This is a genomic window from Pantoea sp. SGAir0215, assembly GCF_043543215.1.
Map to the genome: position 1 here is coordinate 2682376 of NZ_CP028031.1, position 20210 is coordinate 2702585.

The window sequence follows — 20210 nt, forward strand, 5'->3', positions numbered from 1 at the left end:
CAAACAGGCCTCGCCCGGCGTACCGCTAAGCACAGCGCGCGCCACGTGGCCCGTTCAGATTGCTCCGAATCCAGCGCGTCGTGACGGTGTCACACGGAGAACAGGGGGGCACAACGTTATACCGGTCTTCACGGAGTCTGAAGGGGGCGGTGACGCTGAAAGTCGCGTCAGGTGGCGGGGAAAAAGGGGGCGAAGATGCCCCAGCGCATAACCATGTCGCAGACGGTTCCCGCGCCGTCGGGCGACGGCGCGGGGGCGGGCTTAGTTAAATCGTTCCGGCCGGAAGGTCGCGAGCATGGGATGCCGGACGCCGTTAAGGATCTCCTCCGTCAGCAACTCGCCCAGAATCAGTGCCAGCGTCGCGCCCGAATGGGTAAAAGCCACAAAGCAACCGGGGACGTTTTTCAGTTCCCCGACGACCGGCTCGCCATCACCCGGCACGGGTTTCAGGCCAATTTTCCAGCTGTCTGCTTCCAGTGGTGCGCCGTCGCCAAGCAGGTGACCCGCATCCGCCATTAACTGGCGAATAACGGCATGATCGATGCTGTACTGACCATCAGCATGCGCAACGATATCCTCTTCATACCAGTCATGATCGACCGCCAGCGTACGGCCAGGGTTGGGACGTATCGCCGCGCGGGGCGTATTTAACACCACGTTAAGATCGCGTGCCTGTGCGGTAGTGGTAACCAGCATGGACACCGGCGAGCCGTTGGGAATGCGCACACCAAGCGGCGCAACGACATCGGGCGTCCAGGGACCACAGGCGACAAGCACCCGATCGGCCATGATATCGCCCCGTTTCGCGCTGCGAATGCCTGTGGCCCGCCCACCTGCGGTCAGCACACTGGCTTTGCCTGCCTGTTCAATCACTTCGCCGCCTGCGGCTTTGAAATCCTCAACCAGTTTTGCGGCCAGATGCGGCAGGCTTACCCAGCCCTCACCAGGGTTGACAATGGCGACGCTGGCCAGCGCGCTGGGGTTAACCTGCGGATCCACCTCATGCACCGTGCGCGGATTAACCAGCCGGGAAGCATAGCTAAGGGCGTTTTCATAATCATGGCGCGCTTTGGTGCCCGCCTCGTCATCCGCCGCCCAGAACAGCGCGCCATCAAAGCGCAGCCAGCTGAGATCGGGATGGCGGGCAAACAGGGTGCGGTAGCGGTCAATGCCCGCCATTCTCAGCGCATGGTAAGGCGCAGAACGCTCCCCGGCAGAGTTAAGCCAGGAAAGTGAACGTCCTGATGCGCCAGAGCAGAGTTCGGCTTCGGTGACCAGCGTCACTTTCGCGCCAGCCTGTGCCAGCTGGCATGCCGTGGAAACGCCTAAAATGCCGCCACCCAGTACAACAACGGTTTTGGCCACAGAGTTGTCAGTCATCATGGATTCCTTCTGTCAGAAAATACCCCATTCAGGCAAGGCGTACGCGACTTTGCCGATGGAGTTGCTCAATCAGTTTCAGCACGCCCAGCGCCTCGCTGGCGTCCACGGGCGGCGGACCGCCGTGTACCAGGGCACGGGCAAGACGGTGATAAAACGCAGGGTAATTACCGCGCTGCAGCGCCACCGCCTCACTTTGTTCCACGGTGCCCAGCCGGGCTGCACGTTCGGGCGGCGTCACGCCGTAGGCGCTGTCTGCCGGGGACATGCCCGCGGCCAGCTGCGGCTCCTGGTTATCCAGGCCCCAGTGCGTAAAGGCTCGCTGGCTGCCCAGCAGATGGAAGCGGGGAGCATTAAGCGCGGCCTGGCCATTCATCCACAGCCGTGAACGGACGCCACAGGTATGCAGTAAAGAAACAAAGCAATCTTCATCGCTGTCGGACTGACTGCCGGAATAGCGTGCCAGCTCGGCGCTGGCCTCCTGCACGGGACCAAACAGCTGTATCGCCTGATCGATCAGGTGGCTGCCCAGATCCAGCAGCAGGCCGCCCCCTTGCACAAGCGAAACGCTGTCGCGCCAGTTACCAAATCCGTCAGGTCGCCACCACTCAAAGCGCGACTCAAAGCTTCTGACGGTGCCAAATGCCTCGTCCTGCACCAGGCGTTGCAGCGTCAGAAAATCGCCGTCCCAGCGGCGATTGTGAAAGACCGTTAACAGGGTGCCAGCCTCTCGGGCGGCGTCAATCATCGCTTCCGCCGCGCTGACGTCAGGCGCAAAAGGTTTATCCACCACCAGATGAATACCGCGCAGGCTGGCCTGGACAGCCTGCTCACGGTGCTGAGCGGGCGGCGTCGCCAGCACAATAAGATCCACCGCGATGTCGCCGTTGTCGATCAACTGCAGCAGTGACGGCCAGTCCGGCACAATTCGCGCCTGGGGATAATGCGTTTTTGCCGCGGCGACGCGTTGCGCATTACCGGTCACGATCACCTCAAGACGGTAAGCGGCATCGTGTGAAATCAGTGGGGCATGAAAGACCTTGCCGGCAATGCCAAATCCCACCAGCGCCGTGCGGATGGGACCTGTCACCTTATGCTGTGCCATCAGAGCACCTCCGATAAAAAACGTTGTAAACGGGCAGATTGTGGACGTTCAAATAACTGATCGGGTGGCCCTGCTTCGACAATCTCGCCCTCATCCATAAACACCACCTGGTCGGCCACGCGGCGGGCAAATCCCATCTCATGCGTGACCACCACCATCGTCATGCCGCACTCACAGAGTTCAGCCATCAGCGTCAGCACGCCTTTCACCAGTTCGGGATCGAGCGCCGACGTGGCCTCGTCAAACAGCATCACCTCGGGCTCCATCGCCAGCGCCCGGGCGATCGCGACACGTTGTTGCTGCCCGCCGGAGAGATCGCGCGGACGATGGTCGGCGCGCTGTGCTAAGCCGACCTCAGCCAGACGTTGCCGGGCAATTGTCTCTGCCTCCGTTTTCGAGCGGCCTTTGACTTTCCAGGGAGCCAGCGCGACGTTTTCCAGCGCACTGTGATCGGGGAACAGATTGAAGTGCTGAAAGACCATGCCAATGCGCAACCGCAGCGCATCGGGTTTGTCCTTCAGTACCGAACGCCCGGCCAGCAAGACGTCGCCGCTTTTGGGTTCATGCAGGCGATTGATACCGCGCAGCAGGGTCGATTTTCCCGATCCGGAAGGGCCGATGATGCAGGTGGTGGTGCCGGGCGCGATGGTCAGTGACACATTGCGCAGCACCTCAATCGGGCCGTACGCCAGGGTCAGATTACGCAGCTCCAGGCTTGCGCCGTGAAATGCAGTGGACGTTGCCATCTCAGTGTCCTCGTTCGCTGGTCAGGGAGGCCGTGGGCGTGACGGCGCGTTTTACCGCCACCTCATCAATTTCTTTCAGTCCGCTCTGCGGCGCCGTTGCCCGGCGGCGTCCGGTGCGGTAACGGATGTCAATATGGTTCACCGCATGGGTTAAGGGCACGGTAATCATCAGGTAGAACAGCCCCGCCAGCATCAGCGGTGACAGATTGCCGCTCAGCACCGCGGCATCCTGGCCAACCCGGAACAGTTCGCGCTGGCTGGACATCAGCCCCAGCAGATAAACCAGCGAAGAGTCTTTAATAATCGCGATGAACTGATTCACGATGGCAGGCAAGACGCGGCGGATGCCCTGAGGAATGATCACCAGCCGCATCGCCCGACCATAGCTCATGCCCAGCGCCCGGCAGGCTTCCATCTGGCCTTGCTCAATGCTCTGGATCCCTGAGCGAAAGATTTCGCCCATATAGGCGCTGGCAATCAGACTCAGGGCAAAAATGCCCAGCGGATAAGGTGAGGGGCCAAACAGCTGATAGCTGAAGCGCGCCAGCCCCTGACCAATCAGCAAAATGGTCAGGATAGAGGGCAGGCCGCGAAACAGATCGGTATACAGCCGGGCCGGTACACGCAGCCAGCGCGAAGGCGAAATCCCCATCAGCGCCAGAATCAGGCCGAAAAAGGTGCCCAGCAGCGTGGCGGCCAACGAGATGATCAACGTGTTGACCAGGCCCGTTGCCAGCAGCTGCGGCAGGACGTCCTTCATTGCAGAAAAATCAAAGAAGGTACGGGAAAGAATAGTGATCAGATCCATAGCCGATTCTCTGTTGCGGGTGACGGACAACGCCCGTCACCGAATGTATTCACTCGCACACCGGTTGCGCGGGGACTAATTGTGCTGAGGCAGATACTGTTCAGGCATAGGCGAGCCCGGAAACCACTTCTCATAAAGCTGTTTCCACGTCCCATCCTGCATCGCCGCTTTGATGGCTTTGTCCAGCGCCGCTTTAAAGGCCGGTTTGTTTTTCGCTATCGCCACGCCCGCCGGGGCGTCGAAAGAGGGGATGTTGGCTGCCGTCACCAGTTTGAAGCGGGTGGCATAATCTTTGGCGGCTTCGTAATCAAGGAACATGGCATCAATAGTGCCGTTGTTCAGCGCGGAAACGGCCGCGTTGTTATCGGGAAAGCGCACCAGATCGGTCTGTTTGAAGTTGGCCAGCGCATAGCTTTCCTGCAGCGTGCCCTGAATGACGCCCAGTCGCTTGTGCGCCAGCGTTGCCACGTTTTTCACGCCGGAATCGCTGCGGGTGAGCACCGTCAGGTAACCCGCCAGATAGCCCGTGGAGAAATCAACGGTTTTTTCACGGGCCGGTGTGATTCCGATCGCGGCCACGCCTGCATCATATTGTCCGTTGGCGACGGCGGGCAGGATGGCGGAAAAATCCTGTCCGACAAAATCCACCTTATCAATGCCCATGCGATGGGCGACATTTTTGAAAAATTCGACGTCAAAGCCGGTGAAATTTCCGTCTTTGTCCGTAAAGGTATAGGGTTTCGCGTCGCCCAGGCTGGCGACACGCAGATGGCCCGGTTCAATCAGCCCATAGGGATTGTTGTCGCTGGCTGCCCGTGCACTGACGCTGGTTGAGAGCATTACCGCGAGGCCGAAGACAAAGGCGGTTATTTTGGTTAAACGTTTATGCGATGTCATAAAGCTCTTCCATTTTGCAGGTGAAACGTCGAAGGTCACTGAGCCAGTACTGTCTGATTGAGACCGGTCTCAATGCGGGTCAAAATGAAACCGGTAGTTGTTGTGAGACCGGTCTCAAGTGGATACAATGATATTAAGCACACGCTTTCAGCAGCGTCAATTACGATGTTATCAACTTGTGATTCAAAATAATTATGACCAGCAAAAAACAGCAAGTACGCGGACCCACAGTAGCCGATGTGGCACGTCAGGCGGGCGTGTCAAAAGCCCAGGCGGCCAGAGCATTGGGCGGCTATGGCGCCGTAAGTGAAGAGGTACAAATCCGCGTCACCCAGGCGGCAGAAACCCTGGGTTACCGGCCCAATGAGCTGGCGCGCAGCATGAATACCGGGCGTTCGAACACGATTGGCGTGATCGTTGGCGATATTGAAAACCCGCATTTCGGCCTTGCGCTGCGTGGCATGGCGGATGTGGCGCGCCAGGCGGGGTTTCATTTGCTGCTCAGCAACAGCGATGAAACCGTGGAAGAGGAACGGGAAGCCGTGCGCGTCATGCTGGACAAGCGCGTTGATGGCATCATCGTGGCCCCCTGCAGCTCGCTGGCGTGTGATAACGACCATCTTAAACAGGTGCTGACGGAAGGCCGCGCGCTGATGACGTTTGATCGTTCTGTCGAAGGACTGGACGTGGAAACCATTCAGGCAGACTTTCTGAAGGTGGCGAAAGAGGCGACGCAACTGTTGCTTAACGCCGGACATCACCGCATTGCATACCTTTCCAGTATGCGCACAGCCGCGTCTTACACTCACGCGATGAGCTTAGGGCCCACGCCGGTGGCACAGCGGGTAAAAGGGATGATCGACGCCCATCAGGATGCCGGTAGGGCACTTGACCCGAAGCTGGTGCGGCTGAATGCCCTTAACGAAGAGTGTATTGAACAGATTCTGACGGAACTTCTCTCGCTTCCCGAACCGCCCAGTGCGCTCATTGCGTCCGACAACCTGATTGCAATGGGGATTTTACGCGGACTGGCCAGACGTGGGTTGCGTGTGCCCGACGATATTTCGTTTGTGATGTACGATGATTTTCCCTGGACCGAACTGATGACACCCGCACTTACGGTTGTGGCCCAGCCGGTTTATGAGATGGGCCGCGAAGCCGCGCGCCGGTTAATCTGCCATATCCGGCAGCAGCCCGCCGGCGCGTTACCGGCATTCGACAGCTGGATGGTGGTGCGGGGATCGGTCGGGCCAGTGCGGGCAGGAGGAAAGCCGGTTCCAGCCGCCTGGGCGCTGAGCAAATAGGGGATTGTTCTTACAGCGGTCTTACTGCCGTGTCCCGTCATTATCCTCAGACGAGCAGGCCCGAGCGGTCAGTCAGGCTGCCGAGGTTGCCTGCATGACGCAATTTGCGCAGCAGCATGCCTTTTGCAGCGGAGTCGTTTACGCATCCTGTTGAAGGTCATACAAAAAATTTATTTTTATTAGTGAATTAATTTCACCCGGTAATAATCAACGGAAACTATCACAACAATACATAATGCCAGGGTCTTAACAGCCGATAACCAGATTAGTCAACTCAGATTACGGTCGTGGTTATGCGCTTTAATGTATTAAAAAATGTCTTTTCCTTTCTTAACGATCTTCGCAGCGGGCGTAGATCGGCGCCGTTCAGGGCGCTTGACAGCGCGATGCCGGTTATTGAATTCAGTCCTGACGGAACGATTCAGAAAGCCAGCCCGCTTTTCCTGACCGCAATGGGCTACGAGGCGCACGAAATAATTGGGCAACATCACAGCATGTTCTGCCCGTCTTCCCTGACGGATTCACCTGAATACCGCCATTTCTGGCAGCGCCTTGCCGCCGGTGACGTTCGCAGTGGTAAACATCTGCGGCTGGCTAAAGGAAACCGTCCTGTCTGGCTGGAAGCCAGTTATATCCCGGTCAGGAACCGCCGTGGCAGGGTGTGCAAAATCATTAAGATAGCGGCGGACATCTCAGAACGCATAGAGGCAGGGCTGGAACAGGAATCTGTGATCAACGCCATCAACCGGTCAATGGCTGTGATTGAGTTCAGTCCTGACGGTCGTGTCCTGGATGCTAATGACAATTTCCTGAAAACGACCGGTTACAAACGTGAGCAGGTTGTGGGTCAACACCATCGGATGTTCTGTTCAGAACAGCTTTCTGCAAGCGACGAATACCGGCAGTTCTGGAAAAGGCTTAATCAGGGCGAATTTTTTTCGGGGCAGTTTCCCAGACTCAATCATCACGGGAAGCCACTCTGGCTGCGCGCGACGTATAATCCTGTTTTTAACAGCAATGGCGAATTATATAAAATCGTCAAGTTTGCCACGGATGTGACCGAACAGGTTTTGAATAACCAAAAAGAGCACGATGCCGCCGTACAGGCCTGGGAAATGGCTGTACAGACGCTGGGAAATGCGCAGAATGGGGCGAATGTAATTGAGAGTAGTATTGAAGTTGTGGACCGGATCGCGCAGGACATGAACGCGATCTCCGCTGACATCGCGCGCCTCAACAGCCAGTCAGGAAGCATTGACGGCATGGTAGAGACCATCAGACGGTTTGCGACACAAACACGGCTTATTGCCCTTAACGCCGCGATTGAAGCTGCCAGAGCAGGGGCGTCCGGCAGGAGCTTTGCGGTTGTGGCCGCCGAAGTGCGCGCGCTGGCGGCAAGCGTCAGCGGGGCCACAGAAGAAATAGAACAGGTGGTATCAAATAATAATCAGCTGGCCCGGGAAGTGCTGAAAGGTATGGAACTCAACCAGAAAAATACGGAGCAGGGCGTCATACTGATGCGCGAGGCCGGCGAGGTCATCGCCATCATTAAGAAAAACTCGGAACGCGTGGAAGGGGCGGTCAGGGAGTTTACGCATACGGTTGAAACTGAGTAACGAATCCGCTTTAGCCGTTTTATCATTCAGCATTATCCTGCTTTCTGAGCACAGGGATGTCCTTCAGTGCAGCGCCTTGCTTTTTTAACTTTTGCCTTTCAGGGAAAGGATACGCCATGTTGATAAACATTCGTCACGGAGCGCAGTCTTCGCCACGCTCCGCAGACATTCTGCGATTGCCCGATCAGGAGCGTGATGAGGTACTCAACCACTTCGCCGCCCTGACCAGCACGTTGCTGGGCATACCGACCAGCTTTATATCCGTTCTTGATGAGCAGCATCAGACGTTTCGCGCAAAGTACAACACGACGCTGTGTCAGACTGATCGCAAGGATGCATTCTGCCGCTTCGTCGTGGAGAGCGCGATTCCGGTCATTGTGCCAGATACCTTGCTGGACGCACGTTTCGCCACGAATCCGCTTGTCACGGGGGAGCCTTACCTCCGCTTCTACGCGGGCGTGCCGTTGATCAACGCGCAAGGAAAGGTTATGGGGACGCTATGCGTCACAGACAGTCAGCCACACGCCTTTCCGGCTGAAAAGGTCAGGTTGCTCAGCCGACTTGCCGCGATGGTGACGGTCTTTCTGAAGGCCTGGCAGGTCGCGGGATTAACGGATGCGGTAACAGGCTTGCCTAACCGTCAGCAACTCATCCGCCATCTGGATCAACTGTCTGAGGCGGGGCATTCCGACGTCCTCAGGCTCACCGTTATCGACTGCATTGATATGCCCCGAGCCTATGAACTGGCCCGGGCACTGGGCATGCCGCCAGTGGAAGCGCTCCTGCGGGACAGCGGGCGTCTGTTGCAAAACAAGCTGGCGCTGGGGCCTGAAAAAATTTTTTACACGGTAGCCACTGGGCGCTTTGCCTTCCTGTCCCGCTCAGATGAGCCGTTTTCGGCCGATGCTGTTCTTGAAGCAATGCGCGACGTGCGGCCTCTCGCGCCCGAAGGTCTTGCTATGGACCTGACATTGTACGCGGGCGATGTCTGCTTTACGCCAGCGGCGCTACCGGCCCAGGAAGCCCTGCGGCGCGCGGTCAGCGCACTTCACGAAGCCATCAGCATCAATGGTGGCGCTCGTTCGTTTAGTGAGGTGAGTGACAGCAGGCGCAATGGCGATTTCATGTTGATGAACGATCTGTCGGCAGCCCTTAAAACCGGTACAGGCGGGCTGTATCTGGTTTATCAGCCCCGGCTTTCCTTATCTGATGTGCAACCGACGGGATTTGAGGCGCTGATACGCTGGTGTCATCCCGAGCGGGGCGAGCTTTCGCCCGCCGAATTTCTGCCCGCAGCGCAGTTAACCAGCCTGATGAGCGATATCACTGACTGGGTGATTACGGAGGTGATCCGTCAGCTGCGCGTCTGGTTATCCGAGGGCATCGGTCTGCCGGTATCCGTTAACGTCAGTGTCAGCGACCTTGCACGAAGTGGCTTTATTGACCACCTTGACGCGAAGATGGCGCAGGCCCAACTGCCACCCGCTCTGCTGGAGTTCGAATGTCTTGAAACGGAGCTGGCCACGGAAAATCCTGCCGCCCTGGCAATGATGGCGCAGTTAAGACAACGAGGATATCGTCTTTCGCTGGACGATTTTGGTGCCGGTTACAGTAATATTGGTTATCTGCGCAGGATGCCGGTGGACGTTATCAAGCTTGACAGGGCGCTGATAGCCGATTTGACCTCGAATGAAGCAAGCCGCATTATCGCATCGAGCGTGATAGGTATGCTGAAATCTCTGAACTATGTTGTTGTGGCTGAAGGCGTTGAAATACCAGAGGCTCTGGATATGCTCGCTTCATGGGGATGCGATCAGGCACAGGGTTTTTACATTTCTCATCCCTTGCTTCCGCAGGCACTAAAAAGCTGGCTCTCCACCTTTAAATACGGTCAGCTGGGCCACGCAACGTAAATAACGTCCGGTTGCTGGCCCGTTGGATAAAGGATGACGGGCGGTAAGGTGTGGCCTGGCGCTTAACCAAGCCGGCTTATTCCACAGAGGGGGATAATCCTTTAAGTTTAGTCATTCCTTCATGATTAATTTCGTCATCCGCGCCATCGACAGCCCTCGAAATGGTGAGCAGGCTCTGAAATTCACTGAGCAGGAGCGCGGCGTCAGACTTCAGCAGATCATCGCATTCAGCAGAGTCGATGACGGTGTTAATGGCTTTGTTAGCACTTTCAATCATTTCAGTCACGCCGCCTTCTTTACTCACCGCCAGCACAAGTGCGCTGATGAGCAGAGACTGCGCCTCAACACGGGCTGTTAACTGCTTCATCCCTGCGTCGATATGCGATATTTTAGCCAGCATGCTAAGTACAACGTTTTTCATTATCGTCCCTCTTAAACTTTCAAACGGAATCGGTCAGCAAGTTGCTCTCAAATTAAAACCGGTCTGTCCGGTTGGCCATAATCAGTGCCATTGTGCTTCTGTGGATAAGATGGGGCACTCTGCCGCCAGCCCCAGCCTGTCATCCCGTCTGAGATAATGACAAAACATCAGGCGTCAGGGTTCCGCTGTTCCGGCAATGCCTGGATAATTTTTTCCTGAACCTGTCTTATCCCGTCGCGCAGGCTGGCCAGGGTTTCAAACGGGATGCCCATTTCACAAATCATCGCTGCAGGTACGCCTGTGGCCCGCCTTTCAAGTTCACGGCCTGCTTCAGTCAGGCGAATAATCACTCTGCGTTCATCATGACCGGTATCGCGCAGGCGACTGATAAAGCCTGCCTGCTCAAGTCGCTTGAGGAGATGGCTGAGCGTGCCGGAGTCCAGTTGCACGCGCTGACCTACCTCAGAGACCGTGATGCCATCCTTTTCCCACAAGACCAGCAGCGCCAGATACTGTGGATAGGTCAGCCCCAGCGGTTTCAGGTGAGGCTGATAAAGCTTTGTCATAGCCAGCGAGGCCGAGTAAAGCGCAAAGCAGAGAAACTCCTCCAGACACTGAGGTTGGGTGTCTTTACTCGCGCTGGCGTCATTAATCTCTTTCATGCCGGGGCTCCAGATAAGGGGGAAGCCGGCAAGCGTTCGGTGAATCGTGTGATGCGACAGACGTCAGGAAGCCGGAAACACAAGATATCACGGACACGTCATGGATGCTTTAAACCGCGGCCAAACTGAACGTGACCGCAATCATATCGACGTCAATTAAGTTGTGTTCAATTTATTTTGTAAAGTCTGTGCAGTTGACGCGTCTGCGGCCGATAGAACCTGACAGTGACATAACATTCGGGAAAATATAATGAAGGTTTCGACGCGTCTTGCTACAGGCTTTGGTTTACTTGTTCTGCTTTTAATTATCTGTACGGGCACTGCGTTACATGCGCTGACCGATGCACAGCGCGGCATGAATGACGCGATAAACAACAAAATGAAACGGTTTGCGATCGTTCTGGATATGCGTGGTGATATCCGCGATATGGCCATCGCCGCACGCAATCTGGCGTTGCTGACGGATGAGAAGGAATCCAGGCCCGAATGGGACCGTATGACGACACAGCGGGAAAAATATATCCACGAGCGGGAGCAACTGGTTGAAAGCATGACACACAGCGTCAGTGCACAGGGTAAAACCGTGCTGGATGAAATACTGGCAGCTGAAGATGACGCCATGCAAACCCTGATGACCGCGGCCAAAATGGGGCTGGAAAACCGTCAGCAGGACGCGACTGTCTACCTGATGAAGACTGCGCGACCGGCTCAGCAAAAGCTTCTGAAACTGCTCAACCAACTGACAGAGATTCAGAAGGCGCAGACCGTTCTTACGGTTGGCGAGACCAGCGAGACCGTTTCCCGCACAAGAGCAATGCTGATCGTGCTGACCCTGCTGTCAGTGCTGACTGCCGTAGCGGGCTGCATGATTGTCAGCCGCAGCCTGATGCGCCAGCTGGGTGGCGAACCAGCTCAGGCTCAGGCGCTCGCCGCCGCCATCGCCGCCGGAGACCTGACGGGACCGGTCGTGCTGCGCCGCAATGACACAACCAGCCTGCTGGCCTCACTGGATGGGATGCAGGCGAACCTGCGTGGCCTGGTGTCAAAAATTAAGGATTCGTCCGCCTCCGTTGCGCTGGCCGCCGATGAGATTTCACAAGGCAATACGGAACTGTCATCCCGCACCGAGCAACAGGCCGCGGCGCTGCAGGAAACCGCGGCCAGCATGGAGCAGCTTTCCGCCACTGTGAAAAGTAACGCGGCGGGTGCCCGGCAGACAGCCGAGTCCGCCCGTGAGACCGCGCAGCTGGCCCGCAGCGGCGAAACGGATGTGAAGCGTATGTCAGACACGATGCACGACATTTCCGTCAGCGCCACCAAAGTGCGTGACATCACCTCCGTCATTGAGAGCATCGCGTTCCAGACCAACATCCTTGCCCTGAACGCCGCTGTCGAAGCGGCGCGGGCAGGCGAGGACGGACGCGGGTTCGCCGTGGTGGCGGGTGAAGTCAGAACGCTCGCACAGCGCAGCGCCACGGCCGCAAAAGACATTAAAACGCTGATCGAGCAGGCCGTTACGCAGGTGGAGAGCGGCGTCACGGTGGCCTCCTCAACCGGTCAAAGCATCCTGAAAATCGTCGGCATGGTCGGCGAACTGGCTGAATCCATGGACGAGCTTTCCCTGGCATCATCTGAACAGATGCAGGGCATCTCGCAGGTAAGTATCGCCGTCAGCCAGATGGACGGTGTGACGCAAAACAACGCGGCGCTGGTGGAGGAATCCTCCTCCGCCTCACAGTCGCTTTCTGAGCAGGCGCATGCCCTGCGCACGATGGTAGAAACCTTTAAGGTATGACACCCGGTAAATCAGACGCCGCGTAACGGCTCAGATGTATCCCTCTGAATGACGGCGTGGGAGGTCAGGGAGAATCAGCGGAGGTGGGGAATAACCCATTCACTTCCGCTTTCGCCAGCAAACTGCGTCATATGGGCCGGGCGTTAAGCCCGGCCCATCCCAGTGCTGTGTTAACGAGCGGCGCCGGGCAGAGGGGCTGCCTGCGGTCAGGATGTGCGACTGCGAGGGTGAACAATATTTTATGCTGTATGACAGGCCATAACGTGATTGGGCAGCTTCCCGTCAATCACGACTTCAACGTTTCTTATTATCTGCTTCATCTGAACCCCGCCTCAGAGCCTGTTCAGGCGCGACAGATCGCCTTCTCCATGGGGACGTTTTGCTTGCCGCTGGGTTCGGTTGCGGTGATGAATACGCTGCCGGCGGGAAGGGGCCGGACGGCCATCGAAAACGGAAATCATCCTGTTAACCGGGCCGTTTTTTGCGTCCTGCAGGAAGCGGTCCAGCAGGCGCTGCCGGGCCGCTTCGGTCAGGATGCTATACTGTAAGAACGTTTGCTTTACGGAGGCTTCATGGGGTCCAGAGAAGATACCGAAGAAAAAGCGCTTGAACTGGCGGGTAAAGTTATCTCGCAGTTGCTTAGCGAAAAAGCCAGTGTAAAGAAAGAAGAGATTATCTGCGCGCTACACCGCCTGGGGCAGGAAACCGGAGACTGGCGGGTGCGGGCAGGCTGTGAGAAGGCCGTGCTGATGATGAAACGCAGAGTTCACTGACCTCTGCGACACGCTCTGCCACGTGTATCAGCCGATGCTGTCAGGAAGTTAGTGGCCGTTTCCCGCCCATAACTGGAGATGTCTTTCTCCGAAAAAATTGCTGTCTTCACTGGCTGCGCCGCTTAAAAGTCTGCGGGTCTGGCGCAAAGCGTGATCGATAAGCTGACGCCGGGCATCATCAGTTTCCGTTTCGAGCATCCTGTTCAGCTGCACGCGCAGCGCCTCAGAACTTATGTCTGCATCATCTTCAAGCAGCGTCAGCAGGGCTTCGCCGATAACAATGTTTACCTTTTCTTCTTCACTCCTGAACATATCAACCTTCTTGTTGCTGGCAGTAAAAGTCCGTTGCGGCGGACAAGCGGTATTGCGCTAAAGCATCATTTTTGTATGTTTTTCGAGTGTAGTCCCGGCCACCCGAAACTGTAAAATCAGAACATGCCTTGTCCGCCCGGGAGCCAGCATCGTTAATAAGCATACGCTGCGTCAGGTCCCGCAGGCTGACTCCTGCAAGCGCTGTCTCGTAAAGAAGAAGACAAGCAGCAAACCTGTTCGGGATGGTGGTAAGAATCTTCTTAAAAGACCGGGTGTGGAAACTGTACACGACCCAATCATGGTGTACAAATTTTATTTTGTTAACGCTGTTTTAAATAGATAAAAAATCTGTAGAAAGCGAAGCGGTGAATCTAAAACCCTTTATTCTTCCGACGTAAATCTATGTTTATTCCTGTTTTTATTCAAAATTACAGCCATGCTTATATCCTCATAAACATTTTACACAATCAAAAGGTAACAGATATGAGCAACAGACGTGGTGGCGCGGGAAATTTCGCGGAAAATCCCCAGCGCGCGGCGGAAGCCGGAAGGAAAGGCGGAGCCGCCAGTAGCGGTAATTTTAAAAATAACCCGGAAAGAGCGGTTGAGGCCGGACGAAAAGGGGGTAAGGCAAGCCGCCGGGGCAGCGCACAGGAAACCGCTTCCCGGACTGGTTGAGGGGCCGCCTTTGCGACTTGCGGGCTTGCGGCTTTCCCCGCCTGTTTTAAAGAGGACCTTAGCAGTACTGGATTAACAAGACGAAAGGGCTGTAAATCAGTGGCCCGGTAAGCCTGCCGGGCCGTCTCGTTAACAAGTTTTATACGCTGTTGGCCCTGTTCTTCAGGGCGGGCTCATGATTTTCAGTGAGGATACGCGAAAAGCGCCTGAACGGCTCATCATCCCTGATAATGTTGATTCTTCTCTGTTTTATCGGGATAAAAAAAACCGCCCGTAGGCGGTTAAGTCATCTTCCATGCAACAAGATCTTTCCTTAGAGGGATAGCCTCAATCAGCCTGGTCCTGCAGGCACTTCCCTGCAAGCGTAAACGGCAAAAAACTTCCGCATTGATATTCCATCCTGCCCCCGGTCATCACGCTTTTGTTATCCGTCAGTGTCCGAATGGTTCGGCTTTATGTCATGGTCAGAACTCTGCGCCTGACGGAGGCTGGCGCGAACGGCCGCTTTTTGCGCGTAGCGGAACCGTTACGCGCTCGGCCTGGCTGTGTTTCTCTCCATCGCCGTACATTAAGAGCGAATTAAGATGTGTGTAATAACGCTTTAAAATAATTGATGTATGTCACAGTTAAAGAAAGTAACTACAGTGACGATAACTTTAAAACGGGATAAACGCGCTTTTACCAGAAGGATTTAACATGACCGTTAGCCACATAACCAGGCTGTCATGGGTTACCCAGACTAACCTCACGCTTTCACCGTCTTCACTGCGCAGGGCGATTGTGCGCCTGTCTTCTGTGCTGGCGCAGACCATGCTGTCACTACTGCGTTAATCAATGCGGAGGGACTGCCTGCGATGCCGTTCCTCACGTACTTACGTCATGAGGAAGCCACAAACACGTATTTCTCTGTGCGGCCAGTCCCGTTAAACAGGGTGTTAAAACGGCACCTGATTATAAATTGCGCGCAGCTTGTTCCCGAACAGCTTAATCATCCTGATCGCTGTTTGCTGAAAGAGAGCGGTAAAACGCGCGCGGGATTAGGCTCGTCAGGTCTGAACCCTGGCTCTGAATAATTTTATTTTCATATTTTAACCGAGGAAAGGTAATGAACAACATACGCATCGGCATTCGACTGGGTGCCGCTTTTGGCTTTATTCTGCTTCTTCTTATCGGTATTGCGCTGGCCGGTTTAATTCGTATCGACTCCCTGGGCGACACCGTGGATAAACTGGCTGGCGATCGTTTTGATAAAGCGACCGCTGCCAGTAACCTGCGCTTTTACGTTACGGATATGAGTCGTATGGTCCGCAGTATCGCACTGGTCGATGACCCGGCTCAAAAAGAAAGACTGAAACAAAACTATGAGCAGTCCCGCGCACGGCTTGAAACGGCTTTTAATAAAGTCGATCAGATACTTCATGCGCCCAGAAGCCGTGAGCTCATCGCCGTGATGAAACGGGCCGGTACGCAGTATCTTGCCTACTCTGAACAGGCGGTAAAACTGGGCATGGAAGGTAAGCGGGATGAGGTAACGCGGCTGCTCACCGGACCCGCTTATGAGGCGCAGGACGAATACACAAAGGCTATCACAGACCTTGCGACCTTTCAGGGCCAGCAGATGAAGACCGCCGGTGCCAAAGCAGCGGCAGAGCAGCGCAGCGCTCAGGTTGTTCTTGTCTCCCTCAGCGTGGCGGCTATTGTGCTGGCAGCAACCCTGGCCTGGTTTATTACCCGCAGCATTGTCAGGCCCGTAAACATCGCGCTGCAGGCCGCAGAGCGCATTGCTGACGGCGACCTGACTGCAGAAGTGCCGGTCAAAGGACGTGACGAAACCGGAAAACTCCTTATAGCGATTCGTGGGATGCAGCATTCACTGGTACAAACCGTCAGCGCTGTCCGGGTGAACGCGGAGAGTGTTGCCGCCGCGAGCCTGCAGATAGCTCAGGGAAACACCGATCTGTCACAGCGCACTGAAGAACAGGCCAGCGCGCTGGAACAGACCGCCGCCACAATGGGTGAACTGGGCGTCACGGTCAGGAATAACGCAGACAATGCCAGCCAGGCCGCGATGCTGGCGGTAACGGTGCGTGACGTTGCCCGCCAGGGTAATGACATCACCACAGATATCACCGGTACCATGAAGGGAATTGGTGAGAGCTCAGGACGCATTGCGGATATCACGTCAGTGATTGACAGCATTGCTTTCCAGACCAATATTCTGGCGCTTAATGCCGCTGTCGAAGCCGCGCGGGCAGGCGAGCAGGGGCGTGGCTTTGCCGTGGTGGCTGGTGAGGTCCGTTCGCTGGCGCAACGCAGTGCAACAGCGGCAGGGGAGATTCGTCAGCTCATCGAAGCCAACGCACAGCGCGTCAGCGAAGGGACTTCACTGGTGGCGCGTTCTGCTGACACCATGTCTGCCGTGGTTTCGTCGGTCGGTCAACTGACTGACAGGGTGGAGGAAATCACCGCCGCCACCGCAGAACAGGCTCGTGGAATTGAACAGGTCAGCATTGCCGTGACGGAAATTGATGATGTGACGCAGCAGAATGCTTCCCTGGTGGAAGAGTCCGCTTCAGCGGCAGCAAGTCTGCGCGAACAGGCCGATATATTGCTGCAGTCCGTCTCTGTTTTTACGCTGTCAGAGCCGTTATCGCCCGTCGCTCAAACCGCACTGGTTGAAGCGCCGGTCACGGTTTCCGCCTCAACGACAACGCCTCACTCCAGCCGACCAGCCGGGAAAGATGCGGAAGAAAACTGGACAACATTCTGAAACCATCCCCCGGATTTGAGGGGGCTGATTTGAGCCAGAAGCGGATAACATTGCGACCGTCTTGCATGCATTATTTTGTGACAGGTAGAAATACCTGTCGCTCTTTTTTCTCTGACTAAATTTTTACAAAATTGTGTCACTGTTTTAGGCCACCGGCGCCGATACTCATCTGTAAAGCAGGATCATCTCCGAACAGGTCGGTGAACTTTTCAAGGACAGCCGCATGAAATCCGTAACCAATGACCAACTGGGGGCCGCCGTGGCCAGAACGTCTCTTTGCGCAATATACCTGCTGTCTTCAACCGGAGAAGTCATGAGCTGGAATCTGGGGTGCCGCGAGATTAAGGGCTGGGACAGCCGTGATATCAGAGGGCAACATATTTCGGTTTTTTATGATGAAGATGAACAGGCCAGGAACATACCTGAGGCAAACCTGAGAGAGGCCCGCGAGCATGGCAAGTTTACAGGCGAAGGCTGGCGGCTGCGGAAAAACGGCAGCGCATTTCGTGCATCCGTAGAAATTGAATTCCTTAATCCCTCCGATCAGGAACATGCGGCATTTATTAAAATCGTGCGCGACGTCACGCATGATTATCAGGAAAGGGCGGCATTACGCATCGCTCAACAGGTTATCCTGAAAAGAGAAACGGAGTTGTCAGACACCAATAAGGTGCTTGACGCGGTTTTCTGTCACACGCCCTGTGCGCTTATCCTGTGTGACGCAAAATCCGGCGACATTATACGTGCGAACCCGACTGCCAGAAATTTGCCCTGTTTGCAGGAACTGGTGCTGAGCGGTAACACGCAAACCTCGCTTCACGCGGATCTGCCAGACGATCTGGCGGGTGTGTTCAGGCAAGCCTTTACGCTTCTTCCCGATGAAGGTTTCAGCGAAACGGTCTCGTCGACGGCGACAGAGTCGGCCTTTTCACTCCGCATCACGGCTGAAAGGCTTAATTCGGGCGGGGGAGAAGACTATCTTCTGTATACCATCCTGGACGTCACCGCGGAGTTTCAGGCTGCGGCAAGGGCGAATCACCTCGCCCTTCATGACCCACTGACAGGGCTCCTCAACCGGCGGGGCCTGATGCCCGAACTGGAGACGCTTCTTAGCGGTGACAGCCCCTTTGCCGTCATGGTGTCCGACATCGATCGTTTCAAAAGTATCAATGACGTGCTGGGACATCCTACCGGAGATGCACTGCTTATTGAGGTTTCCGCGCGGCTGCAATCCGTCCTGCGCCCTGAAGATATACTGGCCCGTACAGGCGGCGACGAGTTTGTTGCCGTCCTGCCAGGTATCAGCTCAGCCTCTGAAGCCAGCGAAACGGCATCACGCCTTACGGCCGTATTGCAGGAGCCGTTCATGCTGAAGGGCCGGAAAGTCACGTCGGGTTGCAGCTTCGGCGTCTGCCTCTTTCCCGGCTATGCGCGGGATGCTGAAAGTATGTTATCGGCGGCGGATATTGCCCTGTATGCGGCCAAGTCAGCCGGACGTAACGGCTGGGTCATCTTTACCGATGAGCTTGCCCGCTCTGCGGCAGAGCGCTTCAGCCTGGAAAACGACCTGCGTGGGGCACTGGAAAACGGTGAGCTACAGCTATTTTATCAGCCTGTTGTCTGCAGCGTCAGTGAAGAGATTGTGGCTTATGAAGCCCTGCTGCGCTGGCATCATCCTGTGAGAGGAAGTGTGCCGCCAGATATTTTTATTCCTCTTGCTGAAAAAACCGGACTTATCCATGATATCGGTGCCTTTGCGCTTGCGCGCGCCTGTACGGATATGGCGGGCTGGTCAGGACAGGAGCGGATAGCCGTAAACATTTCCCCCCGACAGTTCAGGGACCCGCAACTGTCTGACAGAGTGAAAAACGTTCTCATCCATAGCGGGCTACATCCCAACAGGCTCGAACTGGAAATTACCGAATCGGCCTTGTTCGACAACCCGGATTTCAGTTACGAAGTGATACGGAAGTTTCGGGAGACAGGCATTAATGTCGTTCTGGATGATTTTGGCACGGGGTTTTCTTCACTGAGCCACCTCAGTTCCGGGCTTTTCAGCAGAATTAAGATAGACAGGTCATTCATCAGCGATCTGCACCAGGATGCCGGCGCGGCAGCCATCGTCAGTGCTGTCCTTTCACTGTGCCGTCAACTGAACGTGGAAGTCACTGCAGAGGGCGTGGAAACGTTGGCTCAGGCGGCCTGGCTCAGGACATATGAATGTCCTTTAATGCAAGGGTATCTTTTTGGCAGGCCGGGACCGTACTGGATCCAGACGTAAACGCATTACCGTCCTGAAAACCTGAATAAGAGGTTGCCCGGACGGCATGACAAAGGTTCACCGGACAACCTGTTTAGTTGATGGCTGGCACAGAGCCTTACATTGACGCGTCCTGGGCGGACTTCAGGTGCTGCTCAACAACCGGAGTATGGGCGTCTGCCAGCGCCTTCACATCGGGATCCTTTATCTTTTTCGCGTCACTTTCCAGCGTCGACAACACCATCTTGTGGTCTTTGACGCCGGCATTTTCCATATACATCTTGTCAAAAGCCTTGCCGCTCTGTTTTTCCAGTTTAGTGGCCATGGCTTTATGTTTAGCATCAGGCGCGGTCGGCAGCGTCACCCCTTTTTGCTGGGCGACGGTCTGCACTTTGGTCAAGGCACTGGTGTGATCATCGATCATCTTCTGCGCGAAGGCTTTGGTCTCGCTGCTTTCAGCCTTACTTAGCGCGATTTTAGCGGCAGCGATTTCATTGATATTTGCCTGCGCCATGTCTTTGATTGCTTTTTCGTCACCGGAACTAAGCTTTGTCCCTGTTTGTCCAGCTGTGGTGCTCTGCGCCGCGCTCGTTGGCGTCTGCGCCTGCACGCTCACGCTGCTGAACATCGCGACAGCAGCTGAAACGGCCAGCAGGCCTGTTAACATCTTACTCTTTTTCATTTCGTTCTCCTGAAGCTTACAGGGAGGCTGACGACAGGGAATTTTCTGTGTGCAGCCATGTAGGGAGATAACAAGTGCACTGGTCAGT

19 protein-coding genes are annotated in these 20210 nt (G+C 55.7%); 11 read left to right on the top strand and 8 right to left on the bottom strand.

Annotated features, from left to right (window positions below; genetic code table 11):
- Positions 1–261: 261 nt before the first annotated feature.
- The 5 genes from C1N64_RS12580 to C1N64_RS12600 form a co-directional block, all read right to left on the bottom strand.
- Complete coding sequence (locus C1N64_RS12580; RefSeq protein ID WP_394514843.1) at positions 262–1383, bottom strand: NAD(P)/FAD-dependent oxidoreductase; 1122 nt, start codon at positions 1381–1383, stop codon at positions 262–264.
- 28 nt (positions 1384–1411) lie between these two features.
- Positions 1412–2485: a Gfo/Idh/MocA family protein gene (locus C1N64_RS12585; protein WP_394514844.1), complete on the bottom strand. Its 1074-nt coding sequence runs from the start codon at positions 2483–2485 to the stop codon at positions 1412–1414.
- Positions 2485–3231, bottom strand: coding sequence for an amino acid ABC transporter ATP-binding protein (locus C1N64_RS12590; RefSeq protein WP_058708170.1), 747 nt, complete (start codon positions 3229–3231; stop codon positions 2485–2487). Before C1N64_RS12590 ends, C1N64_RS12585 begins: the two co-directional genes overlap by 1 nt.
- 1 nt (position 3232) lies before the next feature.
- Positions 3233–4039 carry an amino acid ABC transporter permease gene (locus tag C1N64_RS12595; protein WP_058708169.1) on the bottom strand — a complete coding sequence of 269 codons (807 nt, stop codon included), beginning with the start codon at positions 4037–4039 and terminating at the stop codon, positions 3233–3235.
- Between the two features lie 75 nt (positions 4040–4114).
- Positions 4115–4936 carry an ABC transporter substrate-binding protein gene (locus tag C1N64_RS12600; RefSeq protein WP_324019711.1) on the bottom strand — a complete coding sequence of 274 codons (822 nt, stop codon included), beginning with the start codon at positions 4934–4936 and terminating at the stop codon, positions 4115–4117.
- A 194-nt stretch (positions 4937–5130) separates the two neighbouring features.
- Between C1N64_RS12600 and C1N64_RS12605 the strand changes: the two genes are divergently transcribed.
- From C1N64_RS12605 to C1N64_RS12615, 3 genes are all read left to right on the top strand, one after another.
- Positions 5131–6240 carry a LacI family DNA-binding transcriptional regulator gene (locus C1N64_RS12605; RefSeq protein ID WP_375124034.1) on the top strand — a complete coding sequence of 370 codons (1110 nt, stop codon included), beginning with the start codon at positions 5131–5133 and terminating at the stop codon, positions 6238–6240.
- Between the two features lie 293 nt (positions 6241–6533).
- The gene (locus tag C1N64_RS12610; RefSeq protein WP_375124035.1) at positions 6534–7856 is read left to right on the top strand and encodes a methyl-accepting chemotaxis protein; all 1323 of its coding nucleotides are present in this window, start codon (positions 6534–6536) and stop codon (positions 7854–7856) included.
- 116 nt (positions 7857–7972) lie between these two features.
- A complete protein-coding gene (locus C1N64_RS12615) occupies positions 7973–9769 on the top strand; it encodes a sensor domain-containing diguanylate cyclase (RefSeq protein WP_039340403.1) in 1797 nt (598 codons plus the stop codon).
- Positions 9770–9845: 76 nt separating this feature from the next.
- Here the strand turns inward: C1N64_RS12615 and iraP are convergent, their stop codons facing one another.
- Positions 9846–10190, bottom strand: a complete 345-nt coding sequence (gene iraP, locus C1N64_RS12620) for an anti-adapter protein IraP (protein WP_033741400.1) — start codon at positions 10188–10190, stop codon at positions 9846–9848.
- 167 nt (positions 10191–10357) lie between these two features.
- A complete protein-coding gene (locus C1N64_RS12625; RefSeq protein WP_033741402.1) occupies positions 10358–10852 on the bottom strand; it encodes a MarR family winged helix-turn-helix transcriptional regulator in 495 nt (164 codons plus the stop codon).
- Between the two features lie 250 nt (positions 10853–11102).
- On the opposite strand from C1N64_RS12625, the gene C1N64_RS12630 reads away from it, so the two are divergent.
- The 8 genes from C1N64_RS12630 to C1N64_RS12665 all read left to right on the top strand — a co-directional run bounded on the left by C1N64_RS12630 (position 11103) and on the right by C1N64_RS12665 (position 19461).
- Positions 11103–12647, top strand: coding sequence for a methyl-accepting chemotaxis protein (locus C1N64_RS12630; protein WP_033741404.1), 1545 nt, complete (start codon positions 11103–11105; stop codon positions 12645–12647).
- A 227-nt stretch (positions 12648–12874) separates the two neighbouring features.
- Entirely contained in the window at positions 12875–13195 is a 321-nt protein-coding gene (locus tag C1N64_RS12635; protein WP_033741406.1) for a hypothetical protein, read from the top strand.
- 24 nt (positions 13196–13219) lie between these two features.
- A complete protein-coding gene (locus C1N64_RS12640; protein WP_033741409.1) occupies positions 13220–13420 on the top strand; it encodes a hypothetical protein in 201 nt (66 codons plus the stop codon).
- Between the two features lie 150 nt (positions 13421–13570).
- A complete protein-coding gene (locus C1N64_RS12645) occupies positions 13571–13846 on the top strand; it encodes a hypothetical protein (RefSeq protein ID WP_133745223.1) in 276 nt (91 codons plus the stop codon).
- Between the two features lie 369 nt (positions 13847–14215).
- Entirely contained in the window at positions 14216–14410 is a 195-nt protein-coding gene (locus tag C1N64_RS12650) for a con-10 family general stress protein (RefSeq protein ID WP_058702020.1), read from the top strand.
- A gap of 696 nt (positions 14411–15106) precedes the next feature.
- Positions 15107–15241: a hypothetical protein gene (locus C1N64_RS12655; protein ID WP_275044815.1), complete on the top strand. Its 135-nt coding sequence runs from the start codon at positions 15107–15109 to the stop codon at positions 15239–15241.
- 274 nt (positions 15242–15515) lie between these two features.
- On the top strand, positions 15516–17180 hold the full coding sequence (locus C1N64_RS12660) for a methyl-accepting chemotaxis protein (RefSeq protein WP_058708164.1): 1665 nt from the start codon (positions 15516–15518) through the stop codon (positions 17178–17180).
- Between the two features lie 223 nt (positions 17181–17403).
- Positions 17404–19461: a sensor domain-containing protein gene (locus C1N64_RS12665; protein ID WP_058708163.1), complete on the top strand. Its 2058-nt coding sequence runs from the start codon at positions 17404–17406 to the stop codon at positions 19459–19461.
- A gap of 97 nt (positions 19462–19558) precedes the next feature.
- Here C1N64_RS12665 and C1N64_RS12670 read toward each other — a convergent pair whose 3' ends face one another.
- On the bottom strand, positions 19559–20122 hold the full coding sequence (locus tag C1N64_RS12670; RefSeq protein WP_033741414.1) for a DUF4142 domain-containing protein: 564 nt from the start codon (positions 20120–20122) through the stop codon (positions 19559–19561).
- Positions 20123–20210: the final 88 nt, after the last annotated feature.

What these genes read in the sequence shown, in the direction of transcription:
- C1N64_RS12580 (WP_394514843.1), bottom strand. Translation starts at nt 1,383, where the DNA reads ATGATGACTGACAACTCTGTGGCCAAAACCGTTGTTGTACTGGGTGGC.
- C1N64_RS12585 (WP_394514844.1), bottom strand. Translation starts at nt 2,485, where the DNA reads ATGGCACAGCATAAGGTGACAGGTCCCATCCGCACGGCGCTGGTGGGA.
- C1N64_RS12590 (WP_058708170.1), bottom strand. Translation starts at nt 3,231, where the DNA reads ATGGCAACGTCCACTGCATTTCACGGCGCAAGCCTGGAGCTGCGTAAT.
- C1N64_RS12595 (WP_058708169.1), bottom strand. Translation starts at nt 4,039, where the DNA reads ATGGATCTGATCACTATTCTTTCCCGTACCTTCTTTGATTTTTCTGCA.
- C1N64_RS12600 (WP_324019711.1), bottom strand. Translation starts at nt 4,936, where the DNA reads ATGACATCGCATAAACGTTTAACCAAAATAACCGCCTTTGTCTTCGGC.
- C1N64_RS12605 (WP_375124034.1), top strand. Translation starts at nt 5,131, where the DNA reads ATGACCAGCAAAAAACAGCAAGTACGCGGACCCACAGTAGCCGATGTG.
- C1N64_RS12610 (WP_375124035.1), top strand. Translation starts at nt 6,534, where the DNA reads ATGCGCTTTAATGTATTAAAAAATGTCTTTTCCTTTCTTAACGATCTT.
- C1N64_RS12615 (WP_039340403.1), top strand. Translation starts at nt 7,973, where the DNA reads ATGTTGATAAACATTCGTCACGGAGCGCAGTCTTCGCCACGCTCCGCA.
- iraP (WP_033741400.1), bottom strand. Translation starts at nt 10,190, where the DNA reads ATGAAAAACGTTGTACTTAGCATGCTGGCTAAAATATCGCATATCGAC.
- C1N64_RS12625 (WP_033741402.1), bottom strand. Translation starts at nt 10,852, where the DNA reads ATGAAAGAGATTAATGACGCCAGCGCGAGTAAAGACACCCAACCTCAG.
- C1N64_RS12630 (WP_033741404.1), top strand. Translation starts at nt 11,103, where the DNA reads ATGAAGGTTTCGACGCGTCTTGCTACAGGCTTTGGTTTACTTGTTCTG.
- C1N64_RS12640 (WP_033741409.1), top strand. Translation starts at nt 13,220, where the DNA reads ATGGGGTCCAGAGAAGATACCGAAGAAAAAGCGCTTGAACTGGCGGGT.
- C1N64_RS12650 (WP_058702020.1), top strand. Translation starts at nt 14,216, where the DNA reads ATGAGCAACAGACGTGGTGGCGCGGGAAATTTCGCGGAAAATCCCCAG.
- C1N64_RS12655 (WP_275044815.1), top strand. Translation starts at nt 15,107, where the DNA reads ATGACCGTTAGCCACATAACCAGGCTGTCATGGGTTACCCAGACTAAC.
- C1N64_RS12660 (WP_058708164.1), top strand. Translation starts at nt 15,516, where the DNA reads ATGAACAACATACGCATCGGCATTCGACTGGGTGCCGCTTTTGGCTTT.
- C1N64_RS12665 (WP_058708163.1), top strand. Translation starts at nt 17,404, where the DNA reads ATGAAATCCGTAACCAATGACCAACTGGGGGCCGCCGTGGCCAGAACG.
- C1N64_RS12670 (WP_033741414.1), bottom strand. Translation starts at nt 20,122, where the DNA reads ATGAAAAAGAGTAAGATGTTAACAGGCCTGCTGGCCGTTTCAGCTGCT.